Consider the following 19,877-nt stretch of genomic DNA (forward strand, 5'->3'; position numbering starts at 1 on the left):
GCAGACAGAATATCTGACCCCAGAATGCATCTTTCATGGTCTAACTCCATTATATTTATCATCCTTTTTCTTATATCGACGGATATGTATTTATGAACTAATTGTTCTTTTTCAGTATACTACATCAGGGAAGGGAGAACAAGTGTTTCTTTTATACTATAGAGATTTTTTTGAGCAGATATGCTCAGATGTGCAATTCATCTCCCCACCTGAAGAGGTGGGAGAATTCTTGCTACATTTGTTAAAGATATTAAAGGGTTGCGGCTATAGAAATCAGCCCCCAAAGCTGAGACGTTCTCTCAATGAATTTCCCGACCGATCCATTCCATGATCACATTTACAACATATTCCTGCTCCGCTTCTGTCAATTCCCGTCCTTTCGGAATACGATGCCATTTTTCCAGACATCCCCTGCAACAGGTAGCTGTGGCATGCTGGGCTACAAAAACCGGATGCCCTCTCATCGGTGTCTGTTTTCCATCATTTGGTATTTCTGCCGGTGCAAGACGCTTTCTGATAAAATCACAGGCATGCTCACGTACTTTCTCCATTCCCTTTTCTGATACATAACTCCGATCGTTTGCCTTCAGAGAAAAACTGCTTCTGAACTTTGACTGCGACAGGCGTTTCCAGAGATTTCCCTCATAAACTGCCGGTGTCTCACATACCATAGAAGGCTGGATACTGCCCTTATAGACGATCATCTTCTTACTGTCGCTTCCGTTCTCATTTGCGGTCTCGTCTACTGCTTCTTTCAAAAGCTGTGCCTTCACTTCCTGTGCTTCTTTGCTGTCCGGCTGCAGACGTCTTGCCAGACATGTATTTCTGCCAGTTGTCGTTTCATTTTTTATCGCATAATACACAGCTTTCTTCTCTCCGACAAGTACCAGGATCTTTTTCGCCCTGGTCACACCCGTATAAAGGAGATTTCTCTGCAGCATGACAAAATGACTCATGGTAAATGGCATGACAACGATTGGATATTCGCTTCCCTGGGATTTGTGGATCGTCACTGCATAGGCAAGCGCCAGTTCGTCCAGCTCTGTCACATCATAGACTACTTTCCGTTCATCAAACAGAACTGTCAGTTCCCGTTCTTCCACGTCAACTTTTGTGATAGTCCCAATATCTCCGTTAAATACTTCCTTATCGTAATCATTCCGGATCTGCATCACCTTATCCTTCAGCCGGTACTGTGTGCCGCCTCTCCGCAGAAAGGTCTTTGACGGATTCATGGCTTCCTGCAGCACCTGGTTCAGATTTACTGCCCCACATTCGCCTCTCTGCATCGGAGTCAGCACCTGAATATCCTGCAGTGGATCTACATGATAGTATCTCGGCAGGTTCGTCTTACAATATTGGACGATAGTATCCACCACTTCCTGATTACTCTCTTTGGTGGCAAAGAAAAAGTCGGCATCTTTTCCGCCTCTCATATCAATGCCTTCCCCTTTATTGATCCGGTGTGCATTCATGATGATCCGACTTCCCTGTGCCTGACGGAAAATCCGTGTCAGACGAACTACCGGAACACATCCGGAATCAATGATATCTCTGAGAACATTGCCCGCTCCGACACTTGGCAGCTGATCAATGTCGCCTACCAGAATCAGAGACATCTGCTGCGGCAATGCTTTTAAAAGATTATACATCAGCATAATATCGATCATGGAACATTCATCCAGTATCAGCACATCTCCTTCCAGCGGATGTTCTTCATTTTTCTGATAGCCTTCCGGAGGTTTATATTCCAATAACCGGTGAATCGTTTTTGCTTCCATTCCAGTTGCTTCTGACATTCTCTTTGCTGCTCTTCCAGTCGGTGCAGCAAGAATGATCTGACATCCAGCCTGCTTATATGCAGAAATAATTCCCAGAGTTGTTGTAGTCTTTCCGGTTCCAGGTCCACCGGTCAGCACCATGACCTTAGAAGAAACCGCTGTCTTTACCGCCTGCCACTGAATCTCGTCATAAGTAATTTCTGATGAAGCTGCTACTTTCTTCAATATTTCTTCCGTATCCTCAGATTTCTTCTTTCCACAGGACATCAACCGAAGCAGCCGCTTTGCACAGCCACTTTCTGAAAAATAATATGGGGGCAGATAGATTGCTTCCCGATCTTCTGCTTCATCTCTGATCACATCATTCGTGCGGATCATCTCATCCAAGGTGATCTCCAGCTCCGGTTCTTCCACTTCCAGAAGTTCCTTTGCCCTTCCAGTCAGCTGTTCTCTTGTTGTATAACAATGACCTGCTTCTGCCAGCTTATTCAATGTATAAAAAATACCACTGCGCAGACGGACAAATTTGCCTTTGTCAATCCCCATCTTCTGTGCAATGGAATCCGCTGTCTTAAATCCAATTCCCCAGATGTCATCTGCAAGCCGGTATGGGTTCTCCTTTACGATTGCAATGCTCTCACTTCCATACGTCTTGAAAATCTTTGTCGCATGAGAGGTGCTGACCTCATGACTCTGCAGAAAAAGCATGATATTCTTGATCTCTTTCTGCTCCTGCCAGCTTGTTTTGATCCGGTCTACACGTACTTTTCCTATACCTGATACTTTGAGCAGTTCATCTGGTGTCTCTTCAATAACATCCAGTGTATCCTTCCCGAATTTTTCCACAATTCTTTTTGCAAACTTTGGACCAACGCCCTTCACCAGACCGGAACCAAGATATTTTTCGATTCCATATACTGTAGCAGGAAGTGTCTCCTCAAATTTCTCCACCAAAAACTGCCGCCCATATTTGGCATCCATCTTCCACATACCTTCCAGAGACAGCACAGAACCAACATGGGTATCCGGCATCGTGCCAACTACTGTGACAAGATCACTGTAATTCTTCACCGCACATTTCAGAACCGTGTAGCCATTGTCGGCATTCTGATATGTAATTCTTTCAACTACACAACGTAAGTGCTCCATGCCCGTCTCCTTCTACTCATAATTCATTACAAATGACCACAGAATAAAATGCTCTGATCCATAAAAGATCACCAACATGCATCCGCTTTACGGCAGAATCTCAAGCCAGTAGCCATCTGGGTCTACGATGAAATTTCTTCTCCTTTTGTACATTCTGTGTTTCTAATGCGTGACTTATATTGCGGATATTCAGTAATAAACCGCTTAATTACATTGGCATCATTCCAATAATGCATTGGAAAAATGACATTGCAATCTACATTTTTAAGGAAATACAGGATCCCGTCAGCATAGTGATCTCCCTGTCTCGGATCCAAGGGAACAAATGCAGCGTCAAAATGCATACCCTTGATTTTCCTGATCGCCGCGCGATATGCTGAAGTAAGTCTCTGGTTATCAGCTTTCGACCCACCATCCCAATACCAGTCGTTTAAATCACCGGCATGATAAATGGTACCTTCCTTTGTTTTGACAATAAATGCGACACCACTATCGTTAGATAGCAATGTATCAACTTTGGTTTCATTATCCAAACTATAAGCTTGATCATGATAAACATATGTGATCTTCATATCCGACAAATGATTCCTTTTTCGTATATCATTCGCCAGGATTGCCTGATAAGTCATTCCCATATCATCAAGGATCCCAAAAATTTGTGGGTTAAAATGATCCTTATGGAAGTGACTGCAAAAAACGATCACTTCTTTCTCCTTGTCAAGATTCGGTAATTCACCCTTGTAATAATCAAAAATATAGTAGCAGTCTCTGGTCTCAACCAAAAATCCACTGTGGTTAATGTAAGTAATTTTCATAATATCACCTATATAAATTAACGCCGGTACCGGATAGCAAATCTTTCTTTGCCATGTTTATTTTTCCTTTTTCGAGCGTTTGTAAATTTCACGACAACAGCATTTCTAATGCAGATTTTATCGTATTTTTTAGATTCCGTCCATCCTTTATCCACAGCTGGTAGAAAAATGTGAAATGATACTTTTACAAATTCTATTACTTGTTGTTAGTTCATAATTTATGTATAATCCTGTCTTTGACAGTCCTCTTTCACAGTGTTAATATCCTGCACCAGTGTCCGTATTTTTCAGGATCTTAATAAGACGGCTTGTTCCAAGACGCTCTGCGCCAAGACTGATAAATTTTTCTGCATCATCGAAGGATGAAATTCCACCTGCTGCCTTAACTTTTACATCTTTTCCAATACATTTCTTCATCAGCTCTACATCTGCAAAAGTTGCTCCCGCTGTAGAAAATCCGGTAGAAGTTTTGATATCATCCAGGATTCCTCGAATATCATCCCATGTTGCAGTCTGTCCAAGTAATGTGTGATCCACTTTTTTTAATATATCTTTTTTATCCATTTTACGTTCCTTTTACTTCAGCTCATCCAGAAGAGAACTTCCAATTGTTCCCTCCGGCATCTTAACTTCAAAATTATCTGCGATCGTTGCACCGATTACTGCAAAAGTATTCTGATCTTCCAGTTTTCCGTATCCCTCCATAGATGGAGAATAAGCAAAAAATGGTACTTTTTCTCTTGTGTGATCAGTTCCTGTATGCGTCGGATCATTTCCGTGGTCAGCTGTAATGATCAGAAGGTCATCCTCACGAAGCTCATCAAGAAGTTCACCAAGTTTTACATCAAATCTTTCAAGTTCCTCTGCATATCCCTTTACATTGCGTCGATGTCCCCAAAGAGCATCGAAATCTACAAGATTTACAAAACAAAGCCCCTCAAACTCTCTTTTCGCAATGTCAATTGTCTGCTCCATTCCATGAACAGAGCTTTTTGACTTATTGGACTCTGTCAGTCCCTCGCCGTCAAAAATATCAAAAATCTTTCCAACGGAGATCACATCATAACCTGCATCCTTCAATGCATTAAGCGCAGTTTTTCCGTAAGGCTTCAGTGCATAATCATGGCGGTTGCTGGTACGTTTGAACTCACCTTTTTTCTTGCCAAGGTAAGGTCTTGCAATAACACGTCCGACTTTCCACTCATCCCTCATGGTGATATCACGGGCGATCTCACAGCAGCGATACAATTCATCCAGTCCGAAAGTCTCCTCGTTTCCGCAGATCTGCAATACAGAATCAGCAGATGTGTAAACGATCATATGACCGGTAGCGATTTCTTCCTCAGCCAGTTCATCCAGGATCTCTGTTCCGCTGGAGCTCTTGTTTCCAATTACTTTATGTCCCGTTCTCTTCTCAAGCTCATCGATCAGCTCTTTTGGAAATCCGGTCTCTGTAAAAGTCTTAAACGGTTTTGTGATGTGAAGCCCCATCATTTCCCAGTGTCCTGTCATAGTATCTTTTCCGGTACTGGCTTCTTTTAAAAATGTATAATAACCCATTGGTCGCTCCACTGCTGCAACCTGTTTCAACGGATGAAGATTTGCAATTCCAAGCTTCTGAAGGTTTGGAATCGTAAATTCATCTACATTCTGGGAAATATGTCCCATAGTATCTGTTCCTTCATCCCCGTACTGGGCTGCGTCCGGCATTTCTCCTGCCCCAAAGGAGTCTATTACAATAGTAAATATTCTCTTATATTTCTTCATAATTTTTGTCTCCTTTCTGATGTCTTACTTATGGATCTTACATATTTACAACAACTTTTGTTACTAATTCCTTGAAGGATTTCGCTACGCGGTCTGCTGTTTCCTGCACTTCTTTATGGTTAAGCTCTTTTTGGGAAATTCCTGCTGCCATATTTGTGATGCAGGAAATTCCACAGATTTCCATTCCCATGTGCCGGGCAGCCATAGCTTCGCATGCGGTGCTCATTCCAACTGCATCTCCACCCCATCTCTGTGCAAGTCTTACTTCTGCAGGAGTCTCATAATTTGGTCCTGTAAACTGTACATAAACACCTTCCTGAAGTTTGATGTCACATTCTTTTGCACATTTGCGGATCACATCCTGAAGACGGCGGCTGTATACCTCACTCATATCCGGAAATCTGGTTCCCAGCTCATCCATGTTCGGTCCTATCAGAGGGCTTGGAACTCCCGTTGTAATGTGATCTGTGATCATCATGAAATCTCCCGGTTTATAGGAAGGATTAGCTCCTCCTGCTGCATTAGTGAGAAGGATTTTTTTCGCACCGAGCATTCCCATAAGACGCGTTGGAAGAACAACATCTGACATTGCGTATCCTTCATAATAATGAACACGTCCCTGCATGATTACAACCGGTGTTTTCTCCACATACCCAAACACAAAACGTCCCTTATGTCCTTTTACAGTAGAAACCGGAAATCCCTCGATGTCCGTATAGTCGATGGTCTGTTCAATCTGAATTCCATCTGCAAAATCTCCAAGTCCGGATCCAAGGATCAGTGCAACTTCTGGTTTGAAATCAATTTTCTTTCTTACGCTTTCCAGGCATGTCATTAATTTTTTATACATGATTACTTCTTCCTTTCTTTTGGGTGTTGTCATTATATTTATGCTTTTTTCATAAAGGCAATTCCTCTGCAATGGTCTTTCCAATGCCCTGCGCGCCTCCCGTCACAATCACTACCTTATTGTTAAACTCCATATAAAATCCTCCCCAAAAATCCGCTTTCTATTTCTGTTGCCACAACATTGTGTATTCTTTTTCACCAGTAGCATCATCGAATCCTTCACATTGAATATCGAACCCTTCTCTTTGATAAAAAGAGAGGGCTCTGGCATTCTTCTGGTATACGTTTAATCGCAATCTAACTTTTTTATTCTTGATATAGTCTAATAAAAGCTTACCTATACCACATGACTGCATTTCATCAGAAACAAAAATACCTTCCATGTATTCGTTACTTAATCCGACAAACCCCTGAATCATTTTATCATCTTCATACACATAGACTTCCGCCTGTAACATCATTTCTTTCACTAATTCATAATTACTTGTGCTTCAAGTACATCCTTCATATAAGAACTATCCAGGCCTTTCCCAATCTGAGAATCCCATTTGAAAATCAGATCATCCTCAAAAGCATCCGGCTGAATACTCTGCTTTATTATACCTTATGGGAGAGGGTTTGTCATTGAAATCTCCAGGAAGCAAGCGTGGCAAAGACACCCGAAAGTAACGATAGCAACAAAAAAACAGTTCCGGACATACTGAGGTTAATCAGTGTATCTGAACCTGTCTTTTCTATGGTCTTTCCAATGAATAGCTGGGCTGGCTTTTCCTTGGAATGGATTATTTAATTGTAAAAAATTCCCGTGAAATGCTTTATAAAATAGGTAATTTTACAAAGTCTATTACTTGTTGTTAATTCATAATTTATGTATAATAAAATTAATATAAGAAATACACGCTCAGCATGCGGCCTGGAACATAAATAATCCGCGAGTTTAGCGATATACGAGGAGGAAATTCTCATGGGTAAACAATCCACCAGGGAAAACAAAACAATTTACCAGCTTTGCCGAGAAGCGGCAGGACTTACAAGAGCAGAAGCCAGTGAAAAAATGGATGCTGTCTCTGATTCAAAAATTGAAAAATTTGAATATGAAACACAAGAACCTACGCCTTATGATATCCTCCAGATGGCAGATGCCTATAAAAGACCAGATCTTTGCAATTATTATTGCTCTCACAAATGCGAAATCGGCTATCGTTATGTTCCAGAAATAGAAATGACCGATCTGTCAAATATCATTTTGGAGACAATTGCCAGTTTAAATGAAATCAATCCTCTTACCGGTCGTCTGATCCAGATTGCCCGTGACGGTAAGATCAGTGATGATGAAATGAAAGATTTTGCTTATATCAGTAAAAAACTTGATGAAATTTCTTTAGCCATAGACTCCTTGAATCTTTGGGTAGATAAAACAGCTGGAGAACAAGGGCTCAATCTTGAACTCTTAAATGCCGAAAAAGAAAAATTAAAATAATCCATAACACCACGAAAGGATTACGACTATAGAATAACACCAACCGCAGTCAGTGTCTTTAAAGTTGAATTAATCTATAGAAACTGCTATCATATTTTTATCAGAATTTTCCAAGTAAAGGAGGACATGAGTGGATCATGAACGTAATGCCCATTTCCGAAATCATCGAAAAAGTAACCATGATTTGCAAAAAAAATAACGTAAAGCGCCTTGATTTATTCGGTTCCTTCGCCACAGGCACTGCGACCCCCACCAGTGATATTGATTTTGTAGTATACGGCTGTAATAATCTAATGCAGTTAGAAGATGATCTTCAGCAGATTGAAACGCTAAGGAAAATTGATATTTTTGACTTTGACAGTATAAAAAATGAGTATTTATTGGAGGATATAAAAAAATATGGAAAACAAATTTATTAACCTCTATAACACTTTCTGTAAAAGTCTCTCCAATCTTGCAAAAAGCAAAACAGCCGACCCCAAGACCGATTTTGTTCTCGAAGGAACTGTTCTCAATTTCAGTCTTACTTTCGACATCTCCTGGAAAGTTATGAAAGATATTCTGATCAAAAAAATGGGAATTCTTGATTTTGCAGTTGGCTCTCCACGCGAAACTCTGCAGCAGGCATTTACCAATGGTATTATTGATGATGACACCTGGCTGCAAATGCTGAAATCCAGAAATCATTTGTCTCATGATTACGATGGTACTTTCGCCGCAGAGAAATTTCAGGATATTATAAATATTTATTATCCTCTTTTTGAAAAATTCAAAAACGATGTTGCGAAATACTATAAACAGTAAACTGTGTTTTGTAGAAGAATGTTAAAACTGGCGGTCATGATTATATATCTTACCATGACCGCATAAAACAATATATATTAGTTAAATAAGAATTATTCAGCATACGATCGGATAGTCCGCAAATAATTCTCTGACATTTTCAGGCGTTACTTTTTCGCATCTCGACTCACAGACCAGATATGGATTTATCCGATACAGCACCTCCGGCAAAGCCTCTGCCTTTGGTTTTCCAAGCTGTGAAACAAAATACATCTGACGATTCAGATTCGTCACATCCACCACGTAGAAATCCACCAGCAAAAGAGAAGATTTCTTCCGTCAAGCTGTTTTTCTTCTCCGTTGATCTTTACCATAGCCAAGCTCTCCTTTCCAGGACACCTGTGATTCAAAAAAATTTCTTCATGATACAAAAAACACCGGACGATACAATATCTGTATCATCCGGCGCCTGTCTGCATCTGTGAAAAGTGGTGCCCCCAGTTCACATAAAAAACAGGGAGCACGGACACAAAATCCAATCATTTCCGACATGTATTTCCCTACGTTGGCGTTATCCGAATCAGGTTTCAGGTCAAGACTATAACGTCTACTCTCAGCCCATCCATTTGAGTTCCCCATTTCGACTCGTTATATCGCATCTGATCCCTGTTTGCAAGTACCAGTACGACCGTTTTGTAAAGAACTTGTCGGGCGCATCCATCGAAAAACTGAATATCTTTGTAGCATAATCTAAAAATTGTTGTAACTGTTACTACTATTAAAACCACACGGTCTCATTTTTAGCCGCTGATTCATAAATTGCATCCAATACCTGTGTCACAACCAATGACTGTTCTGGTCGTACAAGTGGATCCCTGTCTTCCAAAATGGCAGTCAACCATTCCTTAGCCTCCAGATACGGCGCATCATACCGTGTTCCAAAAAAGTCATGTGGCTCTCCCGGTGTAAGCACTTCTTCTGTCAGCCGACCGTATTTTCCACGATTATAAATCACTTCTTTTTGATTTCTAAGTTCCGCTCCTGCTTTCGTTCCACAAAGTGTAACCTCTGCTTCACGCGCTTCCAGTATATTTAAAGCCCAACTGGATTCCAGAACAACCAGTGCTCCACTTTTCATTTTTATGTAACCAATCGCAGAATCTTCTACATCATATTTTGATGTATCCCATGCTCCCCATAAGTTCCCATCTGTGGCCTGCGGCAGTTTTCCCAGTTTTTTAAATACTGTCCCGGTCACAGATTCCACATCATAGTTGTCCATCAACCACAACGCAAGATCAAGCGAATGTGTTCCGATATCAATTAACGGTCCACCACCCTGCTGACTTCCCTGTATAAAACTTCCCCAGGTCGGAACTCCCCTTCTGCGAATTGCATATGCTTTCGCATAGTATATCTCACCCAAATCACCATTCTGGCACGCGCTGCGGAGATGACGGACATCCGCACGATAACGATTCTGGTATCCGATAGAAAATTTTTTACCAGACTCTTTCCAGGCGGTCATCATTTTTTCCGCCTCTGCAGTATTAATTGCCATCGGCTTTTCACACATCACATGCTTTCCCGCATGAAAAGCGTCTACTGCAATTGGGCTATGGCTAATGTTTGGCGTTAAGACATATACAACATCCACATTCGGATTCGCCAGCAGCTCATTATAATTCTGGCAAACCTGTGCATTTTCTACTCCATACTCCTGTGCCGCCTTTTTTGCTCTGTCAAGTATGCCATCACAAAATGCTACTACTTCACACAAATCACCATTTGATTTTAATGCTGATAAATGCTTTCCTGTCGCGATTCCTCCACATCCAATAATTCCTATTCTTAATTTCATGTTCTCATCCTTTCACTGCGCCCATAATAAGCGCATTTTGTACCTGTCTGTTCAGCAACAAATAAATAATCAGAACAGGTGCTGTTGCTACTACCATTCCTGCACCAATTGGCCCCCATTCCGTATAAAACATTCCTGAAAGACTCTGTAATCCGATCGTCAATGTCTTCCACTTGGGTTCACTTATAAACGTCATTGCGAACATCAGCTCATTCCATGATGATAAGAATGTAAATAACGCAATTGCCGCTACCGTTGGCTTTACAAGCGGAAACATAATTTTCCAAAATAACTGATATATATTGCATCCATCTATACAGGCTGATTCTTCCATCTCTATAGGAAGAGACGCATAGGCATTTGTCAAAATCAAAATTCCTGTCGGTAATGCAAATACAATATACGGGATCAAAATTGACAGAGGATTATTAATGATATGCATCTTTCGGAAAAGTAAAAACAACGGCAGAAGTGTTGCATGAAGCGGGATTGTCATTCCTGAAATAAAAATCCAGTAAACTATTTTCTTTAATTTCCATCTCATTCTGCTTAGTGCATATGCCGATGTTGCAATTAAAATACACGCAACAATAACAACAGCCATAGACACCCAAACGCTATTAAAAAGATAGCGAAAAACATTTCCACCCATTAACGCATTTTTATAATTTTCAACTTTCCATACAAGCGGAGGCCCGGCAATATTTCCTCCAAAAATTTCTTCATTGCTTTTGAAGGAAAAGAAAACAAGCCATATAAGCGGATAAATCTGCACAGCGGCCCAAAAAACCAAAAAAGCCGTAATGATAAGCCGTATTAAAAGATTTCCTTTTCTTGAATGAAGTTTGGCATACATCTTCTTTCCCTCCTCAAGCCGATTCCTCTTTCACGAGAAATACTTTCTGCAAAATAACTGCCATAACAATACATTCAACAACGATAAATATAGAAATAGCACTTCCATAGCCATATTTATTAAGATTGAATATACTGCTAAACATTAAGGAGCTTGGAACTTCTGTCATATGAGCCGGTCCACCATTTGTTAATACATAAATCATGTCAAACGCCTTTAAAGATCCAATTACCACAAAAATCGCACATGTTCTGAGCATTGGTTTCACTAATGGAATCGTAATATACCGCGCTGCCTTAACTCCACTTGCTCCATCCAATTTTGCTGCTTCCAATATATCTTTTGATATAGAATTAATAGATGTATAAAGCAGCAACATATGGTATCCGACATTCTGCCATATAATTGGAACAAAAGCGCTAAATAAAGCTGTATTTACATCACCTAACCAGCTTCTTTGTAAGCTTTCCAGTCCCAATACTCCCAACAGAGTATTCAGTACTCCATAATTCGGGTTATAAATTTTCAACCACAGCTGTCCAATTACAACCGAAGATAATGTCATCGGGATAAAAAACACTGTCCTGTAAAATCCTTCTCCCTTAATGCCGCTGGTGAGCAGCAACGCCAGCAAAAGCGCCAGCGGCAGCTGCGTAACCAGTGTCACAAATCCGAGTAGCAGTGAATTAACAGCGGATCTTAAAAACACCTTATCCTGAAACATTTTCGCGTAATTGGAAAACCCAACAAAGATTCCTTCTCCAAATCCATTCCAGTCAAGCAAACTATACCGGAAAGACATAATAATCGAATAAAAGATAATGCCACCGAACAGAATGAGGGAAGGTGCCACAAATGCAGCAATCGCTGTTTTATTTCCCAATATCTTATTCATACTTACCTCGTAGCTGCCATAGCTTCAACATAATCATCTGCTGTCATCTGCTGTGCATAAATTCCCTGCAGTGACGTAGAATGAACATCTGCTGTTTCCGGATCCAGCAATGTATCCCATGCAAGGCAGAACCCATCTGCACCCTGCATCAAATCCAGTAATGTCTGCTGAAATGGTTTCAATTCCATATCGCCACTATATTTCCATGTCGGAAGGATCGCTCCTTCTTCATATGCGTAATTGGAAAAATGCTCACTCATAAATGTCATAAATTCAACTGCTTCTTTTTTATGAGCGCTCGTCGCTGATGCTACAAGCGTTGCACTTGCGCCTCCGACAAATGAATTCTGGTCTCCGTCTGCACCAGAAACTGCCGGCCAGTTTACCATGGTTAATTTGCCCTCAAGCGGAGATCCTTCTTCGCAAAGTAAATCTACCTTCCAGTTTCCGCTATACCACATAGCCGCTCTTCCCTGACGGAATTCCTCTGTTGCCTCATCATCTGTAAGAGCAACACTGTCCGAAGCAAATACACCTTCATCAACCATCTTCTGAAGTTCTTCCGCAGTTTTCTGCACAAATTCCTGATCAAAGTTTCCTTCGCCATTCAACATCGTTATTGTTTTTTCTACACCGCCATATCGAAGTGCCAATGCACCAAATGGAAACAGTCCCGGCCACTTATCTTTTTCCCCCATCGCAATTGGCGTAATTCCATTTTCATTAAAGGTGGCGGACACGGCATATAAATCATCCATTGTTTTTGGTATTTCAAGACCATATTCATCAAACAGAGACTGATTGCACATCAGCACTCCTATGAAGCTATCCAATGGAAGGCCGTACAATGAGCCATCATAATAAAAGTTGTTACAAATATCCGGCATCATAGCATCCAGATCAATCGTTCCATCTTCCACGTACGGATCAAGATTTTCTACCATTCCTGCTTCTACAAATGGCTTTGTAAAGCCACCTCCCCAAGCATAAAATACATCTGGAACTGCACCTGCTGCAAGCTGCGTCTTCAGCTTAGTTTTATATGCATCATTGTCTGCAGTGTCTTCTACAATCGTAATATTGGGATGAGATTCCTTATATTCATCCAATGCCTTATACCATCCTCTGCACTGCCCATCTGTCTGATCCACGAAGATATGGGACACGTTTAATGTGATCTGCTCTGCATCCTCTGCAAAAGCCGTGGTTGTAAATGCTCCTGCAACCATTCCCGTACATGCCAATACTGTTGCAGCCTTTTTTAAATGCTTTTTCATTTGCCTTTTGTTATTATTCTTCACATGAATAATAACTTCTCCTTTCCTTTGTTTTTGATGGTTTTATTATAACAAAAGCTTATCTCTTCCAATCTCACACTTTTTACATTTTTCAACACTTATTTTACCTGTTAGCTGTTTTTGATATTTTTTTGCTTTATATTCTATGTTTATTAGTTATTTTTCCTTTTATTTTTTCCATTTTTCCATTTCCTGTATCTGTTTTGCACTATTTTTCGTATTGTTTTCTGTACTCAGCTGGCGTTACGCCCACTTTCTTTTTAAATAAAATCCCAAAATAATTTGCATTATAAATTCCCACTTTTTCGCCCACTTCGTAAATCTTAAAGTTCCCATATTGCAAAAGCTGCTTTGCTTTATCAATACGTTGTTCTGTCAAATACTCTACAAATGAGCTTTTTACCTTCTCTTTAAAAAAACGGCTTAAATAGCTGCTATTCATATAATATGCCTTTGCCAATGCGCCTAATGAAAAATCCGGGTCATCTAAGTTTTCTTTTATGTATTGTTTCATAGAATAAATGAGTTTGTAACTGTCTGCCGCTGTCTCCCTCCCCCTTAACATCTCCTGCAGTGCCTGACATCCTATTAAAAATGCATTTTTTAACTCAAGTATATTCTCCGCATGTTTTACATTTTCATAAAAATTCATATATTGCATTGCAACTGCATCAATGCAACGATCTCCAAATGAAGTGTAAAAATAAAAATAGATATTCAATAATTGCACCTGCAACAGTTCCATATCATCTAACGTAACATCTTTCCATTTCAGAAAATAACTATCAATTACTTTTTCTACTTCTTCTAAATCCTCTGCCTCAACACAATATTGCAGCCTTTTCAACTCGTTGAGATCCCATAACTGCTTAGTTTCTTTTTTTTGCTGTTTCCATCTCCATATATCTTCTGGTTTATTTTCTCCATTAACCAATTCGATATTTAATTGATTAACCGCCTCTATATAGCCCTCATGAATACTCTTTTCCTGATTATATATAACCTCTGTCCCGTAATACAACGGACACTCAAATTCCTTTTTCCATTCCTCTTGCAGCTGCTTTAATATTGTCTCAGGCATGATATCTTTTTCAGGATCAAGAATAATCAACCTATTAGCCGTTCCATGAACCCAAACCATTTTTTTTAATTTTTCTTTACAATAATTGACAATCCACATCTCACAATCTAAAAGTTCTTCATTCCCAGTCCTTTTGGCAATCAGGTTTGTTTTCCATTGAAAAACAACTATCCATACCATTGGGCTTGTTTCCAAAGCCAATTCCTCCATCAACTGGCTATTCACAATTTTTTCCGGCACATCTGATTCCAGAAGCTTTGTCAAATAATAATTTTTAACGATTTCCTCTGCTTCTCTTTTAAATATCGAAAGAGTTTCTATTTCATTTCTCTTTCTGTTTTCTTCCAGAATTTTTTTCTTGATCTTAACAATACATTCTGTAAGTTCTTCCTCATTGATCGGCTTTAAAATATAGCCGTCCAACCCTATGCAAATTCCCCTTTTCGCATATTCGAAATTATCATAGCCGGTAATTGCGATCACTTTTGTGTCTGGATTTCTACCTTTTATTTTTTCTGCAAAAGTCAGACCATCTATATCTGGCATACAGATATCCGTCAAAATGATATCCGGCTTTAAAGACTCAAGCTGCCGCATTGCCAGCTCTGCTGATGCCATTTCTCCTACGACTTCAATATCTAATGCTTTCCAATCGATTATATTTCTGATTAATTGTCTAAGTAAATATTCATCATCTACAATAATCAGCCTTAGCATATTCAACACTCCTCCACTTCAATTTTCATTATAATTGTAGTACCACCATTTTCTTCCGACTCAATACTCCACCAAATTCGATCACCATAACAATACTGAAGTCGATGAAGCGTTGCAAATAATCCGAAAGATTTGCCATTTCTTCCCTCTTCTCCTGAAATAGCTTTTTTCAGAGCTTCTTTAGACATTCCGCGTCCATTATCCATTAATGTGATTTTAAGACTCTTTTCTCCTGTCCGGACTATATCAAGATTAATAATCCCTTCTGTCGTAAACCCATGTATGCCATGATTAATTGCGTTTTCCACCAACGGCTGTAAAGCAAATTTCAAAATTTTCCACTGCATAATTTCCGGATCAACCGAGTATATGTATTCAAACTCTCCACCAAAACGCATTTGTTGAATATCAATATAGCTTTTTAACATCACCAGGTTTTTCTCTATTGTTATAAAATCATCTCCTTTGCTGAGATTAATTTTATAAAATCTGGAGAGCGCATCTATCATTGCATATGCATCATCATATCGTTTCAAAACAAACAACGCTTTTATGGAGTCAAATGTATTATATAAAAAATGAGGATTTATCTGTGCAGTAAGCACTTTTAAATCTGCTTTTCCCTTTAATCGTTCTGCCTCCTTTGTTTTTTCCAGCAATTCATTGATTTTTTTTACCATTTCATTGTAAACATGTATTAGTTCCTGTATTTCGTAATGAGCAGAATTCATTTTCACTGGCTGAAATACACCGTTTTGCAGACAGCGCATCGCAATCATCAGCTCCTTTATCGGTCGTGTATATAGTTTAGAAATCATAACAATGCAAACCAGGGTGAGCATAGCCTGTAAAATAATCAATGCAATATCCACTAAACTTTTCTCTCGATTTCTTTGATAGGCATCCTCTACCGAAATAGCATCCATATAATATCCTTCCTCCGATTTCAAAATACAAAACATATATTTTTCATCAAACATATTCCGGAGCACCATTGCTTTTTCATTCTGAATCATGTCTTTTCCGATTTTCTGCATTTCGTCCATATACACATTATCAGAGATCACAATTACAGATTCCTCATTATTCAAAAGACAAAATACCCTTTCATATTTGTCCGCATTATCCGCCACTAAAAAATCCTTTAATACATCGGAAGAGACCGTCATAATCATATAACCGATTTTTTTAAAATTAGTCGTACTTCTTACTGCTCTTCTGAAACTAATCTCCGGCATATCACCTTTTCTGTAAAAATCATCGCTCGAAAAATCAACATGATATTCCCCATATTCCTCTTCATCATACCATTCATAATCTTTAATACAACGATATCGTGGATAATGCAGCTCCTGCCTATCTGCTGAGGCTACCAGTCCATTATTACTATACAAATAAATAGATTCTATCTGCTTTACATTTACAACCAGTTCCCACAGATAATTATTAACATTGTCCTGCAATGAAAAATCAACCTGCCCACTCGAATTTTTATCCAGTAACTCCTGAACTCCTGCATTGGAAAAACAAATTCTTGAATAACCATCCAAAGTGTCTACTAAATTTTCCATCATCCTATCTATACTATCCAAATATGTCAAAGACGCATTTTCAAGTTTTTGATACACGAAAAATGAATTATAATATCTGTTTACGCCAAGAAAGACCGTGAGGATTAAAACAATCGACACGGTCATAACAATTGACATTTTGCTGGAAATACTTACTCTGCTTACTTTCTCTTTCATTAATTTACGTATATTCATATCCCTCTATAACGTGATTTTATACACACTTTCTGCTGTTTTATATAACACTTGTTCCATTTCTTTTTCTGGCACAACGGTTTTTATTGTTTCATATTGCACAGTAACATTGTTTACGTGGTCTGAAGAAAACATTATCTTCCCTGCCCCCAGTTCCTTATAAATCATGCCCATATCTGCAACACCGGTCCAAGTCGGTTCAAGATACACATTTTCACAAATCTGCGCCAAAATAACCGCTTCTCTGGCCATCACTCCCATTCCCGCATGTGCCACTACAATTTTTAATTCAGGATACTCTTTTGCAGCTTTCAAAATATGCATCGGACTTGAAAATGGTATTCCTGATCCGGTATGAACCATCATCGGCACACCCAACTCAGCTGCCACAGAAAAAGCATACATGCCATCCTCTGATTCAGGATCACAGGCGTGACCAATTGGTGTTAATTTCAATCCTACAAAACCAAGCTCTTTTACGCACCGAATAGCTTCTTCTCTATATTCTTCCTGTGTAAAATGCGGATAAATAGATGCCATCCCCCAGATTTTCATTTTATCACACTTCGAAAATTCAAAAATTCTATCATGGATTTCTTTATTTGCCTTTAATGAAAAACGTGGTAACGATGGCTGTACAATTGCTCCCTGTACGATCGTATCCTTATAGCCATCCAGTAAATTTTCCTCTGTAATTACATGTCCAAACACAACATCTTTGCCCAAATGAGCATGTACATCCAGTGCTCTCATATTTTACCCTTGCTCCTTCCTGTCATTTTATCGCTTCACTCGTGCGCCAGCCCCCCGCATAACCGCCTCAACCTCTTTTCGGTTTGCCATACTCGTATCTCCAGGTGTTGTCATTGCAAGCGCTCCATGTGCCACTCCTAATTCAAGTGCTGTTTCCGGATCTCCTGTCGTCAACATCCCATAAATCAGACCAGATGCAAAAGAATCTCCACCGCCTACGCGATCTAAAATCTCAAGATTCTCATACCTTTTTGAATTATAAATTCGACCTTCTGCCCAGCAAATAGCACCCCAATCATTCACAGTGGCCGTCTTTACCTCTCTAAGCGTCGTTGCCACCATTTTCAGATTTGGATATTTCTCTACTACATTATTAATCATGCGCTCGTATCCTTCAAGATTTAATTTCTTTAATTCATTATCATTACCATCTACATCAAATCCCAAACACGCAGTAAAATCTTCTTCATTTCCAATCATTACATCTACATATTTTGCCACTTCTTTATTTACTTCCTGCGCTTTCTCAATACCACCAATTGCAGACCACATAGATGGGCGATAATTTAAATCATACGAAACAATTGTACCATATTTTTTGGCAATTTTTATTGCATCCACTACCGTTTCACATGATTTTTCTGAAAGTGCTGCATAAATTCCTCCTGTATGAAACCAGCGTACACCAAGCTTTCCAAAAATATATTCAAAATCAAAATCTGCCGAAGTTGCCTTGGAAATTGCAGTATTCGCACGATCCGAGCATCCTAACGCTCCGCGGATTCCAAATCCTCGTTCTGTAAAATTCAGGCCATTTCTGCATACCCGTCCTATTCCATCAGTATCTGCCCACTTAATCAATGATGTATCTACTTTTCCCTGACAGATCAGATCTTCTAACAACATTCCCACTTCATTTTTGGCAAATGCAGAAATAACTGCTGTATCTAACCCAAAGCACTTACTCAGGCCTCGAATCACATTATATTCTCCGCCGCCTTCCCAAACTCGAAATGAACGCGCAGTGCGAATTCTTCCTTCACCCGGATCCAGTCGCAGCATTACTTCGCCAAGTGAAACTGCATCATATTTACATTCACACGATTCCTTTAGATGTAAATCCATTTTTTCATTATCTCCTTTTTTCGTTTCTATTTTCTGACCTGATTTCACCTTTTAATTTTGCAGCTTCTATTACCAGACTTCGGATTCTGTCAAATTCACCGTTCTGAATCCATTCCCTTTTTACCATCCAGCTCCCCCCGCAAGCTGCTACTGCCTTATACGAAAGAAACTCTTTTAAATTCTCTTTATTTACTCCACCGGTCGGCACAAATTTCATTTCATTATACGGTGCTGCCAACGCTTTAATCATTGCCACCCCACCAAACTGAACCGCCGGGAAAAATTTCACCATTTTTAAACCACAGGCGATCGCCTGCATTATTTCAGATGGTGTAACGCATCCAGGTAAAACTGGAATTTTTCGTTCCAGGCAATAGTCAACCACTTTTGAATCAAACCCGGGACAAACAATAAATCGTGCACCTGCATTCATCGCACGTTCAACCTGTTCTACATTTAAAACAGTCCCAGCTCCAACTATCATCTCGGGATACTTTTGCGTCATAATGCGGATACTTTCTTCCGCAGCCTGTGTTCGAAATGTAATTTCCGCACACGGAAGCCCACCCGCCACTAATGCTTCTGCAAGCGGTTCTGCATTTTTTGCTTCATCGATTACGATAACCGGAATAACTCCTATTTTTTCAATTTTTTCCTGAAAATCCTTCATACTAATCTCCATTCCGCCGCCTTCGGCTGGCGGCGCAAATAGTAATGAAAGTGTTCCAACTCTCTACACTGTGCTGTAAAATAGTTTGCAAGAAGCTACACTACAAAGCACGGGAGGAGGAGTTGTAATAACTTTCTTCGTTTTAGACAGCATACTAATCAGTGTAAGTTCTGCCTTTTCAAGCACAAATAAGTGACATCATGAATCCGTACACTAAGAATTGTTTAAGCC

At 39.6% G+C, this 19,877-nt stretch carries 17 protein-coding genes and 2 pseudogenes; 3 read left to right on the top strand and 16 right to left on the bottom strand.

The window, feature by feature from the left end:
- Nucleotides 1-299: 299 nt before the first annotated feature.
- From recD2 to EAI83_RS14185, 6 genes and pseudogenes are all read right to left on the bottom strand, one after another.
- The gene (gene recD2 / locus EAI83_RS14155; protein ID WP_129975841.1) at nt 300-2,930 is read right to left on the bottom strand and encodes an SF1B family DNA helicase RecD2; all 2,631 of its coding nucleotides are present in this window, start codon (nt 2,928-2,930) and stop codon (nt 300-302) included.
- Nucleotides 2,931-3,052: 122 nt separating this feature from the next.
- Nucleotides 3,053-3,745 (bottom strand): MBL fold metallo-hydrolase, encoded by a 693-nt coding sequence (locus tag EAI83_RS14160; RefSeq protein ID WP_114002500.1) that lies wholly within the window; start codon nt 3,743-3,745, stop codon nt 3,053-3,055.
- Nucleotides 3,746-4,003: 258 nt separating this feature from the next.
- Nucleotides 4,004-4,225, bottom strand: a pseudogene (locus EAI83_RS14165) (deoxyribose-phosphate aldolase); the annotation flags it as partial.
- Nucleotides 4,226-4,321: 96 nt separating this feature from the next.
- Nucleotides 4,322-5,512: a phosphopentomutase gene (locus EAI83_RS14170; protein ID WP_015526454.1), complete on the bottom strand. Its 1,191-nt coding sequence runs from the start codon at nt 5,510-5,512 to the stop codon at nt 4,322-4,324.
- 37 nt (nt 5,513-5,549) lie between these two features.
- The gene (locus tag EAI83_RS14175; protein WP_022427082.1) at nt 5,550-6,362 is read right to left on the bottom strand and encodes a purine-nucleoside phosphorylase; all 813 of its coding nucleotides are present in this window, start codon (nt 6,360-6,362) and stop codon (nt 5,550-5,552) included.
- Nucleotides 6,363-6,522: 160 nt separating this feature from the next.
- Nucleotides 6,523-6,846, bottom strand: a pseudogene (locus tag EAI83_RS14185) (GNAT family N-acetyltransferase); the annotation flags it as partial.
- Between the two features lie 479 nt (nt 6,847-7,325).
- Here EAI83_RS14185 and EAI83_RS14190 point away from each other — a divergent pair.
- The 3 genes from EAI83_RS14190 to EAI83_RS14200 all read left to right on the top strand — a co-directional run bounded on the left by EAI83_RS14190 (nt 7,326) and on the right by EAI83_RS14200 (nt 8,645).
- Nucleotides 7,326-7,841, top strand: a complete 516-nt coding sequence (locus EAI83_RS14190) for a helix-turn-helix domain-containing protein (RefSeq protein WP_015526458.1) — start codon at nt 7,326-7,328, stop codon at nt 7,839-7,841.
- Nucleotides 7,842-7,978: 137 nt separating this feature from the next.
- The gene (locus EAI83_RS14195; RefSeq protein ID WP_129975845.1) at nt 7,979-8,260 is read left to right on the top strand and encodes a nucleotidyltransferase family protein; all 282 of its coding nucleotides are present in this window, start codon (nt 7,979-7,981) and stop codon (nt 8,258-8,260) included.
- On the top strand, nt 8,241-8,645 hold the full coding sequence (locus tag EAI83_RS14200; protein WP_021652518.1) for an HI0074 family nucleotidyltransferase substrate-binding subunit: 405 nt from the start codon (nt 8,241-8,243) through the stop codon (nt 8,643-8,645). Before EAI83_RS14195 ends, EAI83_RS14200 begins: the two co-directional genes overlap by 20 nt.
- A gap of 96 nt (nt 8,646-8,741) precedes the next feature.
- On the opposite strand, the gene EAI83_RS14205 is transcribed toward EAI83_RS14200, so the two are convergent.
- The 10 genes from EAI83_RS14205 to EAI83_RS14250 all read right to left on the bottom strand — a co-directional run bounded on the left by EAI83_RS14205 (nt 8,742) and on the right by EAI83_RS14250 (nt 19,646).
- Nucleotides 8,742-8,939: a ThiF family adenylyltransferase gene (locus EAI83_RS14205; protein WP_227588502.1), complete on the bottom strand. Its 198-nt coding sequence runs from the start codon at nt 8,937-8,939 to the stop codon at nt 8,742-8,744.
- 463 nt (nt 8,940-9,402) lie between these two features.
- Entirely contained in the window at nt 9,403-10,485 is a 1,083-nt protein-coding gene (locus EAI83_RS14210) for a Gfo/Idh/MocA family protein (RefSeq protein WP_021652523.1), read from the bottom strand.
- A gap of 4 nt (nt 10,486-10,489) precedes the next feature.
- Nucleotides 10,490-11,341, bottom strand: a complete 852-nt coding sequence (locus EAI83_RS14215; protein WP_021652524.1) for a carbohydrate ABC transporter permease — start codon at nt 11,339-11,341, stop codon at nt 10,490-10,492.
- Between the two features lie 13 nt (nt 11,342-11,354).
- Nucleotides 11,355-12,236 (bottom strand): carbohydrate ABC transporter permease, encoded by an 882-nt coding sequence (locus EAI83_RS14220; protein WP_021652525.1) that lies wholly within the window; start codon nt 12,234-12,236, stop codon nt 11,355-11,357.
- A 2-nt stretch (nt 12,237-12,238) separates the two neighbouring features.
- Nucleotides 12,239-13,537 carry an ABC transporter substrate-binding protein gene (locus EAI83_RS14225; protein ID WP_044962128.1) on the bottom strand — a complete coding sequence of 433 codons (1,299 nt, stop codon included), beginning with the start codon at nt 13,535-13,537 and terminating at the stop codon, nt 12,239-12,241.
- 205 nt (nt 13,538-13,742) lie between these two features.
- Nucleotides 13,743-15,332, bottom strand: coding sequence for a response regulator transcription factor (locus tag EAI83_RS14230; protein WP_021652527.1), 1,590 nt, complete (start codon nt 15,330-15,332; stop codon nt 13,743-13,745).
- A 2-nt stretch (nt 15,333-15,334) separates the two neighbouring features.
- Nucleotides 15,335-17,098 (bottom strand): cache domain-containing sensor histidine kinase, encoded by a 1,764-nt coding sequence (locus EAI83_RS14235; RefSeq protein WP_129975847.1) that lies wholly within the window; start codon nt 17,096-17,098, stop codon nt 15,335-15,337.
- 6 nt (nt 17,099-17,104) lie between these two features.
- Complete coding sequence (locus EAI83_RS14240; protein ID WP_021650083.1) at nt 17,105-17,851, bottom strand: amidohydrolase family protein; 747 nt, start codon at nt 17,849-17,851, stop codon at nt 17,105-17,107.
- 27 nt (nt 17,852-17,878) lie between these two features.
- Complete coding sequence (locus EAI83_RS14245; protein WP_044960363.1) at nt 17,879-18,976, bottom strand: sugar kinase; 1,098 nt, start codon at nt 18,974-18,976, stop codon at nt 17,879-17,881.
- Nucleotides 18,977-18,983: 7 nt separating this feature from the next.
- Nucleotides 18,984-19,646 (bottom strand): bifunctional 4-hydroxy-2-oxoglutarate aldolase/2-dehydro-3-deoxy-phosphogluconate aldolase, encoded by a 663-nt coding sequence (locus EAI83_RS14250; protein ID WP_044960365.1) that lies wholly within the window; start codon nt 19,644-19,646, stop codon nt 18,984-18,986.
- Nucleotides 19,647-19,877 lie beyond the last annotated feature (231 nt).

The sequence above is a fragment of the Blautia sp. aa_0143 genome, assembly GCF_004167315.1.
GTDB lineage: Bacteria > Bacillota > Clostridia > Lachnospirales > Lachnospiraceae > Blautia_A > Blautia_A fusiformis.